This window comes from Microbacterium sp. 5K110, from assembly GCF_005774735.1.
Classification (GTDB): domain Bacteria; phylum Actinomycetota; class Actinomycetes; order Actinomycetales; family Microbacteriaceae; genus Microbacterium.
The window spans coordinates 1-10836 of the sequence record NZ_VBUM01000103.1 but is presented as its reverse complement, the minus strand read 5'-3'; the positions used below and the strand labels follow the sequence as shown (position 1 = coordinate 10836).

Annotated in this window: 11 protein-coding genes; 9 read left to right on the top strand and 2 right to left on the bottom strand. The window is 72.4% G+C overall.

The features are described from left to right. Nucleotides 1–181: 181 nt before the first annotated feature. From lplAB to FE256_RS16115, 4 genes are all read left to right on the top strand, one after another. The gene (lplAB, locus tag FE256_RS16130; RefSeq protein ID WP_138177689.1) at nt 182–1231 is read left to right on the top strand and encodes a lipoate-protein ligase LplAB; all 1050 of its coding nucleotides are present in this window, start codon (nt 182–184) and stop codon (nt 1229–1231) included. Further along, a complete protein-coding gene (locus FE256_RS16125) occupies nt 1228–2190 on the top strand; it encodes a DNA methyltransferase (protein WP_252371062.1) in 963 nt (320 codons plus the stop codon). Before lplAB ends, FE256_RS16125 begins: the two co-directional genes overlap by 4 nt. Nucleotides 2191–2372: 182 nt before the next feature. Continuing rightward, nucleotides 2373–2687, top strand: a complete 315-nt coding sequence (locus tag FE256_RS16120; protein ID WP_138177687.1) for a DUF2470 domain-containing protein — start codon at nt 2373–2375, stop codon at nt 2685–2687. 37 nt (nt 2688–2724) lie between these two features. Then, nucleotides 2725–3378, top strand: a complete 654-nt coding sequence (locus FE256_RS16115) for a biliverdin-producing heme oxygenase (protein ID WP_138177685.1) — start codon at nt 2725–2727, stop codon at nt 3376–3378. Here FE256_RS16115 and FE256_RS16110 read toward each other — a convergent pair. Both FE256_RS16110 and FE256_RS16105 read right to left on the bottom strand, forming a co-directional pair. Then, nucleotides 3366–4379 carry a DUF916 domain-containing protein gene (locus tag FE256_RS16110; protein ID WP_138177683.1) on the bottom strand — a complete coding sequence of 338 codons (1014 nt, stop codon included), beginning with the start codon at nt 4377–4379 and terminating at the stop codon, nt 3366–3368. The two genes, FE256_RS16115 and FE256_RS16110, sit on opposite strands and share 13 nt — an antisense overlap. A gap of 63 nt (nt 4380–4442) precedes the next feature. After that, the gene (locus tag FE256_RS16105) at nt 4443–6266 is read right to left on the bottom strand and encodes a hypothetical protein (protein WP_171024382.1); all 1824 of its coding nucleotides are present in this window, start codon (nt 6264–6266) and stop codon (nt 4443–4445) included. A 148-nt stretch (nt 6267–6414) separates the two neighbouring features. Between FE256_RS16105 and FE256_RS18520 the strand changes: the two genes are divergently transcribed. From FE256_RS18520 to FE256_RS16080, 5 genes are all read left to right on the top strand, one after another. Next, nucleotides 6415–7509 carry a heme/hemin ABC transporter substrate-binding protein gene (locus FE256_RS18520; protein WP_252371061.1) on the top strand — a complete coding sequence of 365 codons (1095 nt, stop codon included), beginning with the start codon at nt 6415–6417 and terminating at the stop codon, nt 7507–7509. Beyond that, a complete protein-coding gene (locus tag FE256_RS16095) occupies nt 7506–8633 on the top strand; it encodes a FecCD family ABC transporter permease (protein ID WP_502704861.1) in 1128 nt (375 codons plus the stop codon). Before FE256_RS18520 ends, FE256_RS16095 begins: the two co-directional genes overlap by 4 nt. After that, the gene (locus FE256_RS16090) at nt 8630–9436 is read left to right on the top strand and encodes a heme ABC transporter ATP-binding protein (RefSeq protein ID WP_212743538.1); all 807 of its coding nucleotides are present in this window, start codon (nt 8630–8632) and stop codon (nt 9434–9436) included. The genes FE256_RS16095 and FE256_RS16090 overlap by 4 nt, the downstream gene beginning before the upstream one ends. Next, entirely contained in the window at nt 9433–10593 is a 1161-nt protein-coding gene (locus FE256_RS16085) for a hypothetical protein (protein ID WP_138177675.1), read from the top strand. The genes FE256_RS16090 and FE256_RS16085 overlap by 4 nt, the downstream gene beginning before the upstream one ends. Further along, nucleotides 10590–10836, top strand: a 247-nt coding sequence (locus FE256_RS16080) for a hypothetical protein (protein WP_212743537.1), incomplete at its 3' end; no start/stop codon positions are given. The genes FE256_RS16085 and FE256_RS16080, both read left to right, overlap by 4 nt.

Sequence of the window (10836 nt, the reverse complement as noted above, 5' to 3'; positions counted from 1 at the left end):
GCTGCGGGCCGCGGGGTTCCGGGGCGCGGGTGGCGTGGCATCCGGGGGCTGAGAACAGGGGATGCCGCGGGAACAGGACGATCCGCGCGTTTTCGGCCTGTGCCGGGTGCACGGCCTGTTCTGGTGACGGGGCGGGGCCGCGGCATCCCGGTGCGACCCCCTGCCGCCGTAGGCTGGAGGCATGCACGGCGAGTACAAGGTCCCCGGGGGCAAGCTGGTCGTCGTCGACCTCGAGGAGCGTGACGGCCGGATCTCCGGGTTCCACCTCGCGGGCGACTTCTTCCTCGAGCCCGACGACGCCCTCGACGACATCGACGCGGCGGTCAACGGCCTGCCGGTGGAGTCCGACGTCCCGACGATCGCCGCCGCCATCCGCGCGGCGCTGCCCGAAGGCGCGCAGTTGCTCGGCTTCACGCCCGAGTCGGTGGCGACCGCCATCCGTCGCGCGCTCGTGACCGCGCCCGGCTGGGCCGACTTCGAGTGGGAGGTCGTGCACGACGCCCCCGTCTCGCCGCGGATGAACCTCGCGCTCGACGAGGTGCTCACATCCCGCGTCGGCGCGGGCCTGCGCAAGCCCACGCTGCGCTTGTGGGAGTGGAACGAGAACGCCGTCGTGATCGGCTCGTTCCAGTCGCTGCGCAACGAGGTCGACCCCGAGGGGGCGGCGAAGCACGGCTTCGACGTCGTCCGCCGGATCTCGGGCGGTGGGGCGATGCTCATGGCCGCGAACTCGATCGTCACGTATTCGCTGTACGTCCCGGCGTCGCTCGTGGCGGGCATGACGTTCGCCGATTCGTACGCGTTCCTCGACGACTGGGTGCTGCAGGCGCTGCGCTCGCTCGGCATCGACGCGGTGTACCAGCCGCTCAACGACATCGCGGGGCCCCACGGCAAGATCGGCGGCGCCGCGCAGAAGCGTCTCGCCAACGGCGGGGTGCTCCACCACGCGACCCTCAGCTACGACATGGACGGCCAGGTGCTCACCGAGGTGCTGCGCATCGGCCGTGAGAAGCTCAGCGACAAGGGCACCGTTTCGGCTGCGAAGCGCGTCGATCCGCTGCGCAGTCAGACGGGCCTGGCCCGGGATGCCGTCATCCAGCGGTTCATCGACACGTTCACGACCCTGTACGGGGCGACCACGGGGCATATCACCGAAGAGGAATATGCCGAGGCCGAGGCTCTCGTGGCCGCCAAGTTCGCCACCGACGCGTGGCTGCAGCGCGTTCCGTGAGCGTCCAGACCCTGGCGGGCGTGTGGGATCACGGCTCCGTCGAGATCCACCACGCCGACAACCTCGCCGTCACCGCCACGCTCCCCGACGGCTCCTTCACCCTCGTCTACCTCGACCCACCGTTCAACACCGGGCGCACCCGCTCCAAAGCGGTCGAGTCGGCACGGTGGACGCCGCCGGTCGACGAGGCCCCGGATGCCGAAGAGCCGGTGATCGTGGCATCCGAAGAGCCCGCCGACCCGGGCATGCTCGTCTTCCCCGACGAGGACGAGCCGGCTCCGGTGCCGGTCGTGCAGCGGGGGTTCCACGGTCGCGAGTACGCGCGGCTGCGCGGCGACCTGCGTACGTACGACGACCGGTTCGACGACTACTGGGCGTTCCTCGAGCCTCGGCTCGAGGAGGCCTGGCGTCTGCTGGCCGACGACGGCACGCTGTACTTGCACCTGGACTACCGCGAGGTGCACTACGCCAAGGTCATGTGCGACGCGCTGTTCGGGCGGGAGCGGTTCCTCAACGAACTCATCTGGGCCTACGACTACGGCGCGAAGACGCGTCGGCGGTGGCCCACGAAGCACGAGACGATCCTCGTGTACGTGAAGAACCCGTCGCGGTACTTCTTCGACTCCGACGCCGTCGATCGCGAGCCCTACATGGCCCCCGGGCTGGTGACCCCCGAGAAGGCGGCGCGGGGCAAGCTCCCCACCGACGTGTGGTGGCACACGATCGTGCCGACGACGGGGCGCGAGAAGACCGGGTACCCGACGCAGAAGCCCGAAGGCGTGCTGCGCCGGATGGTGCAGGCCTCGAGCCGCCCCGGCGACCGGGTGCTCGACATGTTCGCCGGGAGCGGCACGCTCGGCGCGGTCGCGGCTCCGTTGGGCCGCCACTCGGTGCTCATCGACGACAACGCCGACGCCGTCGCGGTGATGCGCAAGCGGCTGGCGGCGTATCGCGGCTGAGCCGCGCCGGCCGCGGTGACGCGGCTGAGCCGCGCCGCTGTCGGGGCCGCGAGACTTCATCGCGCTGACATCTCCGTTGCAGCTTGCAGGGGAAATGTCAATCGGATGCAGTCTCGCGGGATCGGTGTGCGGGCGGGCCGTGGCGGGCCGGCCACGCGCCGGGGCGAAGTTAGGCTTGCCTAATGACGTATGCGTTCGCCCCCGAGATCCAGCAGGCCGTCCTCGCCCACATGAACGACGACCACCTCGACGACAACGTGCTCGTTGCGCGCGCCTTCGGCCCCGTGCGGGCGGTCGCATCGGCGCGGATGACGGGGTTCGACGGCGACGCGGGCGAGTGGTCGGTCGTCGGGGACGACGGAGCCACCGTCGAGCTGCGCGTGCCGTGGCCGGGGGGTCCCATCACCGAGCGGCGTGAGGTCCGGCGCGAGATCGTCGCGCTGTACGACGAGGCATGCCGTCGGCTCGGGATCACCCCGCGCCCCCACGGAGATTGAAGGTTAGGCGAGCCTAACCTTGCCTTATGATGGCCGCATGAGTGCTGTCATCCCGTTCTCCACCGCCCTGCGCGAGCGGTCGCGCACCGCCCACTCTTCGAGCGAGGGCGCGGGTTTCATGACCGACCTCATGAACGGTTCCGGCACGCGCGAGGACTACGTCGCGCTCGTCGCCCAGCACTGGTTCATCTACGCCGCGCTCGAAGAGGCGACCGAGCGCATGCGCGTCGACCCCGTGGCATCCGTGTTCCTCAGCGACAAGCTCACGCGCGTGCCCGCGATCGAAGCCGACCTCGAGTTCTTGATCGGTGCGGACTGGCGCGAACGGATCTCACCCCTCCCGACGACCGAGGCGTACGTCGCGCGCATCCGTCGGGTCGCGGCGACCTGGCCCGGCGGCTTCGTGGCCCACCACTACACGCGCTACCTCGGCGACCTGTCCGGCGGGCTCTTCATCGGGCGTCTCATGCAGCGGCGTTTCGGGTTCGAGACCAACGGCGTCGGGTTCTACCTCTTCGGCGACATCGCCGACCCCGAGGCGTTCAAGAACGTGTACCGGGAGCAGTTGGATGCCGCCCCGTGGGATGACGAAGAGAAGGAGCGCGTGATCGACGAAGTGCTCGTGGCCTACCGGTTCAACACCGACCTCTTCACCGACCTGGCGCGCGCGAAAGCCGCTCAGACGGCCTGAGGCGGCGTCTGCGGGCGCGCGCGGCGACGGAGCCGACGCCCCGCGACGAGGGCGGCCGCGACGGCGGCGATCACGAGGACGATGAGCGCGTAGAGGCTCCACGGCACCGCGGGCGTCGAGAAGGCGAGCGCGACCGGCTCGACGGTGCCGGCGCCGAGGCCGACCCCCTCGGGGGCGACGGTGACGGATCCGGCGACCCACCCGAGCGAGAACACCGGCACCTCCCGCACGACGTCGATGGTCGAACCGGGGAGGACCTCGCTGATCCGGAGGGGCGGAGTGCGGGTGCCGAACAGTCCGCCGGTCCCGGACGTGTCGATCGTCTCGAGTCCGGTGAGCCGGGTGTTCCCGGTGTTCTCGAGCGAATAGCTCACGGTGAGACGCCCCGACTCGAAAGGGTTCCATGAGCCGTCGTAGCGGGCCGAGACCGCGGTCGCGGACGCCGCGGGGACGAGGTCGCCGGCGACGCGGACGGTGAGGCGCGTGCCCAGGCGACGATCGACCGAGAGCGCGTTCGCGGGGTCCTGCGATGTCAGCGACGTGACGATGCCCGCGGAGTGATCGCCCGGGCGGGCATCGGCGGGCACGGTGACGGTGAAGGGGACGTCGGCGGTGTGGCCGGGCGCCAGCTCCAGCGCGGGGGTGCTCACCGCGACCCACGTACCGGCGTCCGCGGACGGGGCGCCGTCGACGAGGATGTCGATCTCGCCGGTGGAGGCGGTGAACGCGTCGGCGGCGTAGACCGCGAGGGGCAGCGGTTCGGTGCCCGTGTTGACCACGATCATCGTGTCCGAGATCACCGCGCCGGGCTCGACGGCGTACGTGAAGTTGCCGCGCCCGGTGCCGTGGGCATTGTCCGCCGTCTGCACCGACCACGCGACGCCGCCGCCGTCGGCGGCCCGGGCCGTCCCCGGCGCGAGGGCGGTGGACAGCGCGAGGGCCGAGGCCAGGGCGAGGGCCCCGACGAGAGCGAGCGAGGGGAGGCGGAGGGATGCGGGCACGAGAGGTCTTTCGATCGAGGGACGAGTGGGGCCCCGGCGATCGCCGGGGCCCCGGTGCGGGTGTTACTGCAGCGCCGTGATGGTGAGCGTGCTGCGGTAGTCGCCGGCGGCGGTGGTGCCGGGGATGACGAGCGCGAGGTCCGCCCCCACCTTCGCGCTCACGGCCGACGTCGAGGATGCCAGCACGCGCGAGGACCCGAGGCCGGTTCCGCCGAGCCGGGTGGAGGTCACCTCGGCGCCGCCGGTCACCGTCGCCGCGTCCGTGGCGACGAGCTTCGGCTTCCAGCCCAGGTAGCCGCCCGAGAAGGTCTCTCCCGACGACGTCGCGAACTCGCTCACCTGGCCCGAGATGCTCCAGCTGTAGGGGGTCGATCCGCCCGCGCGCGTGTCGGTCACGACGACCGGAGTGAGCGAACCGGATGCCACGAAGTTCGCGCCGTCCTGCACGGCGGTGCGGAGGTCGGCGGGCGCGGTGCCCTCGAAGGCCCACCCGAAGGCGCCGGTGGGGTTGTCGACCCACGCGGGGACCTCGACGACGACATCGGAGGCCGACGAGAAGGCGATCGGGGTGAAGGTCTCGAACGGCGCGTGCACCGCGCCGCTGCCGGCGTAGGTGTAGATGCCGAACGTCCCGGCGGCGAGGTTCTGCGCTTCGGTGGTGGTCAGCGCGAGATCGACCTCGAACGTCCCGTCCGAGGTCAGCTCGATGGCGCCGGCGTTCGCGCCGCCCACGGTGGACATGCTCGCGGCGGGGAGGGCCCAGCGCTGTGCGATGACGGTGCGCGCCGAGGACGGCGCACCCGCGGAGGGCTTCCACACGTCGGCGAACTTGCCGAACGCGACGTACGCGCCGCTGAACTGCCCCGCCAGCGGCGGGCGGGTGCCGTTGGTGGCGGTTCCCGCGGGCAGGAAGCCGGAGCCGCGGACCGTCACGGTCTCGCCCTGCGCGAGGCCGCTGGTCCGGGAGACGGTGACCGTCGGCGTGGTCGACGTCGGCGCTGCCGTATACGCGATCGAGAGGGGACTGGCCGGCTTGCGGGAATCGGCGGCACCACCGGAGGAGTACCAGTACGATCCCTGCCCGGTCTTGACCTGGAAGTCGACGAACGACTGCGGGAAGGCGCCGGCATTCGCGCCCGTCGTGACCTGGGCGACCGAACCCGAGGGCACCGTGATCGTGCGGCCGAGGTAGTCGGGCGTGACGGTGAAGCCGGTGGGGGTCACGTCGACGCCGGTGAGCGTCGCGATGACGACGTCGGTCGCGGGGGTGAGGTTCTCGAACTTGTCGGGGTCATCCATCGAGGTGCCGTACCCGCCGAGGGTGGCGGTGACCGTGCCCGTGCCGTCGGCCGCGACCGTCAGCTTCGGGTCCGTGATCCACGAGCGGGTCATCCCCGAGTAGAACGCCGACGTGAACGAGCCGGACCACTGGATGACGGCGGTGTTCGCCGCGACGTCGACCGTGCCCGTGCCGCCGCTGATCTCGGCGATGTGCCCCGAGTTCAGCCCGTTGCCGGAGGTGATCGTGGTGCCCGCGGCATCCGTGCGAAGTCCCGCGAACGTCGCGTCGGCATAGCTGCCGTCGGACTGGAGCTTGAGGATCCTGGTGTTGCCGTCGCTCTGCTTCCAGTTGGCCGTCGTGACGCGGTCGGCCGACGAGGAGGCGGTGATGATCCCCGCCGAGAGCAGGTTGACGGTGCCGGGTGCGAAGGCGGCGGAGTTCGCTTCGGCGTTGACGCCCCAGCGGAACACGGCACCGTCGATCGTCGTGTCGGCGGCGTATGCCGGAGCGCTCGCGAGCGCGCCTCCCAGAGTGAGCGCTGCGGTGGCGAGGAGTGCCGTCGAGGCGCGTCCCAGCCACGGTCCACGCGGGTTTGGAGAGTCCACGTTCGTTCCCTTCTCCGTCCTCGAGAGGTCCCGACGGCAGGCGTCGGTCGCCCCCGGGCGAGGGCGAGAGGACAGGTTAGGCTTACCTAAGCACGAAGTCGGCATCCAGGTAAAGTTAAGGATAGGCTCACCTTACTTGGAGGTCCTTTTGTCTCGTCATCCCCGCGCCCTCGCGGCACTCGCTCTCATCGTCTCGGCCACGCTGGGCCTGGCGGCCTGCACGACGGGCGGGCTCGATCACGCGGACGGCGCCCCGGCCACGCCGCCGCTCGCAGAGGTCACGCCCCTCGCCGACCCGCTCTCGTGGCAGGGTCCGTCGACCGCCGTCGCTGCCGCGTCCGCGATCGTCCCGGTGACCGAGGGCGCGCAGGTACTACCGGTCACGGTCACCGACGCGCAGGGCTCCGCGGTCACGGTCGTCGACACCTCGCGCATCCTCGCCCTCGACATCTACGGCTCGCTCTCGCGCATCGTGTTCGAGCTCGGTCTGGGTGACTCCGTCGTCGCCCGCGACACCTCGAGCGCCTTCCCCGAGGCCGCCGGCCTCCCCGTGGTCACCGAGAACGGGCACGACCTCAACGCCGAGGCGATCCTCGACGCCGCGCCCACCGTGATCCTCACCGACACGAGCCTCGGTCCGTGGGACACGGTGCTGCAGATGCGGGATGCCGGCATCCCCGTCGTCGTGGTCGACTCGCACCGGTCGTTGGCCTCCATCGGCACTCTCGTCGAGCAGGTCGGCGCCGCTCTCGGCGTGCCCGACCGCGCGGCCGCGCTCGCCGCGCGCAGCACCGCGGCCGTCGACGCGAAGATCGCCCAGATCGCCGACGTCGCACCCGCCGATCCCGAACGGCGCCTGCGCATGATGTTCCTCTACGTGCGGGGGCAGTCCGGGGTCTACTACCTCTTCGGCGAGGAGTCCGGCGCCGACAGCCTCATCGAGGCGCTCGGGGGGATCGACGTCGCGGGCGAGATCGGATGGCGGGGCATGCGTCCCCTCACCGACGAAGCGCTCGTGGATGCCAACCCCGACCTGCTGATCATGATGACGAAGGGCCTCGAATCGGTGGGGGGAGTCGACGGGCTCGTCGAACGCCTCCCGGCCGTGGCGCAGACCGACGCCGGCCGCAACCGCCGCATCGTGGACATGTCGGACACGACGGTGCTGAGCTTCGGTCCCGCCTCCGCCGACGTGCTCGACGCGCTCGCCGTCGCCGTCTACGCGCCCGAGGCCGCGGGGTGAGCGCGGCCGTCACCGAGGCGACCCGCGCGGACGCCGCCGCCCCGGTGCGCCGCGCGGCGCGTCGGGCGCCCGCGGTGTTCACCGCCCTCGCGCTGGCGCTGGTCGCGCTCGCGGTCGTCTCCGCCGGGAGCGGCCAGCTCTCGATCCCGCCCGACCAGGTGCTCGGCGCGTTCGCGCGCGGTTGGAACGACGCGGTGCGCGCGGTCGGCCTCGACGCCCTCGCCGTGCCGCCCGGGGTCGCGATGGCGCACGTCAACGGCGAGGCGACGCTGTGGCTCATCCGCGTGCCGCGGCTGCTCATGGCGGTCCTCGTGGGGGCGGCGCTCGCGACGGCGGGCGTCGTCATGCAGGGCGTGTTCCGCAACCCGCTGGCCGAGCCCGGAGTCATCGGCATCTCGTCGGGCGCGGCGGTGGGGGCCTCGGCATCCATCGTCTTCGGTCTCACCTTCCTCGGGCCCGTGACCCTGCCCGTCCTCGCTTTCGCCGGCGGCCTCGCCGCCACGGTCGTCGTCTACGCCTCGGCCCGGGCCGACGGACGCACCGAGGTGGTCACGCTCGTGCTCACCGGCATCGCGGTCAACGCCGTCGGCGGCGCGGCGATCGCGCTCTTCACGTTCCTCGGGTCGACCCAGGAGCGCGAGCAGATCGTCTTCTGGCAGCTCGGGTCGCTCAACGGCACCCGCTGGAGCGACCTCGCGATCGTCGCGCCGCTCGCGATCGTCGGCATCGCGGCGTGCCTGCTGCTCTCGAGCTCCCTCGACCTGCTGGCGCTCGGCGAGCGTCAGGCCGAGCACCTCGGTGTCCGCGTCGAGCTCTTGCGCGTCGTGGCGATCGTGGTGGTCGCGCTCCTCACGTGCGCCGCCGTCGCCTTCTGCGGAATCATCGGCTTCGTCGGTCTCGTGGTGCCCCACCTGATGCGCATGCTGCTCGGCCCCGGCCACCGCCTGCTCACCCCGGCCAGCGCGCTCGGCGGAGCCGCGCTGCTCCTGGCGGCGGACCTCGTCGCGCGCACCGCGGTGCCCGGCTCGGACCTGCCCATCGGCATGCTCACCGCGCTCATCGGCGGCCCGTTCTTCTTCTGGCTGTTGCGTCGGACCCGACGCCGATCGGGGGGATGGGGATGACGCCGGTGATGCGCGTGCGCGGGGTGTCGGTCGACGTCGCGGGGCGGCGCGTGCTCGACGACATCGACCTGGACCTGTCGGCCGGCGAGATGCTCGTTCTCGTGGGCCCCAATGGTGCGGGCAAATCGACTCTCCTCTCCGTCCTCGCCGGCGACCGCGCCGCGCGCAGCGGTGTCGTCGAACTCCACGGCGCGGCACTGGAGGAGTGGCCCGTGGCCGAACGGGCCCGCCGTCGTTCGGTGCTGACCCAGAGCAACGAGGTGTCGTTCCCGTTCGTCGTGCACGACGTCGTACGGATGGGGCGCGCGCCGTGGCGGCGGCATCCGGAGTCCGACCGCGACGATGCCGCCGTAGCGGACGCGCTGGCGGCGGGCGAGGTGACGGCCTTCGCTGAACGCCCGGTGACCTCGCTGTCGGGTGGGGAACGGGCACGGGCGGCATTCGCCCGGTCCTACGCGCAGGAGTGCGGCATCGCGCTGCTGGACGAGCCCACCGCGAGCCTCGACATCCGCCATCAGCACCGCGTGCTCGCCCGTACGCGGGAGCGCGTGCGGCGGGGCGGAGCGGCGATCGTCGTGCTGCACGACCTGGGGCTCGCGGCGGCGTACGCCGACCGCATCGCCCTGCTCGAGGCGGGGCGCCTGGCCGCGGTGGGTCCGCCGCGCGAGGTCCTCGACCCCGAGGTCCTCACGCGGGTGTACCGCCATCCGATCGACGTCCTCGACGGCCCGCGCGGCACCGTGATCGTGCTCGCCACCGCCGAAGAACCGCCGCCCCTCGACACCGGAGAAGCCCCCGAATGACCCGCTCCCCTCGCGTCCCCCTCGCCGCGACCGCCCTCGCCCTCGCCTTCGCCCTCGGCGGCTTGCTCGCCGCCGCCGACCCCGCTGCGGCGGTCGGCGGGGTGTCGATCGCCGGCCCCGACGGCAGCGCGACCGTGTCGCCCGACTACGCCACCGAGGTCACCGTCTCGGGCTCCGGCTTCCAATCCGTCGCCAACGGTTTCGGCGGGGTGTACGTGCTGTTCGGCTGGGTTGACGACCCCGCGGGAGGCTCATGGCGCCCCAGTGTGGGCGGTCTGGTCGGCGAGGACTACCGGTACGTGCCGGACGCCGAGTCGGCAGAGAACAACGGCTTCCAGCGTTTCCTCGCCTTCCCCGGCAGTCAGACCGAGAGCTCGGCGAACGGCACGATCGGCGCAGACGGGTCGTGGACCGTGCGCATGGTGGTCCCGGGGGCCGTGTTCGAGAGCCAGGATCGCGAGGGACGCGTGACCTCGGTGGACTGCCGGCGCACCACGTGCGGCATCATCACGATCGGCGCGCACGGGGTGAAGAACGCCAACAACGAGACCTTCACACCCGTCTCGTTCGGGACGGTCGCCGCGGGGGCGGCATCCGGATCTCCCGCCGCTCCGACGGATGCCGGGGGTGCGGCCGGTGCCGTGCGCGTCGGCGTCGAGTCGGCCACCGTCGCGGCGGGGTCGTCGATCGTGTTCACGGGGCAGGGCTTCACTCCGGGCGAGCAGGTCGTGGCGTCGCTGGACGGCGGGCTGACCGCGGTCGGCCCCCTCACGGCGGGAGCCCGCGGCGAAGTCGCCGCCGCGCTGCCCGTTCCCCGCGACATCCGCGACGGGACGCACCTGATCACCCTGCGCGGTGCGGGATCGGGGAGCGTGGCCGAGGCGGAGGTGAGCGTCACAGGCGGAACGGTCGAGGTCGTCTCCCCGACGCCGACGGTGCCGACCTGGGCGATCGTGATGATGCTCGGGTGCGTCGCGCTCGCGGCGGTGCTGGTGATCGCGAGCGTCGTGACGGCCCTCGTGCGGGCGCGCGCGCGACGTCGCGCCCGGCGGGCGGCATCCGGATCTTCTCCGGCGCCGGGCGAGACGTCGGGCGAGCCCGCGGGCGGTCCCGCGGAAGCCCCCGCGGAGCCGCTCGCGACGGGGGCCCGGTCATGAGGGGCCGGGGTCTGCTGCGCGCGGCCCTCGCGGTCGCGGTCGCCCTGGGCGTCGGGGCGTCTCCGGCCGCAGCAGCGGGACCCGACGAGATCGTGGTCACCGTCCCCGGACCCGGCGGTCCGGCCGCGGGCGACGGGACGATCCGCAATGCGCAGCTGCGGTGGGGACTGAACGCCGAGTCCGGGGGAGGGGCGTTCGCGGGCGGATGCAACTTCCTCAGCGCCGGGCTCGCCGGCGACGCCG

Excerpts from the sequence above, each read along its gene's own strand:
- FE256_RS16120 (WP_138177687.1), top strand. The coding sequence starts at position 2,373 with ATGACGTATGCGTTCGCCCCCGAGATCCAGCAGGCCGTCCTCGCCCAC.
- FE256_RS16085 (WP_138177675.1), top strand. The coding sequence starts at position 9,433 with ATGACCCGCTCCCCTCGCGTCCCCCTCGCCGCGACCGCCCTCGCCCTC.
- FE256_RS16115 (WP_138177685.1), top strand. The coding sequence starts at position 2,725 with ATGAGTGCTGTCATCCCGTTCTCCACCGCCCTGCGCGAGCGGTCGCGC.
- lplAB (WP_138177689.1), top strand. The coding sequence starts at position 182 with ATGCACGGCGAGTACAAGGTCCCCGGGGGCAAGCTGGTCGTCGTCGAC.
- FE256_RS16090 (WP_212743538.1), top strand. The coding sequence starts at position 8,630 with ATGACGCCGGTGATGCGCGTGCGCGGGGTGTCGGTCGACGTCGCGGGG.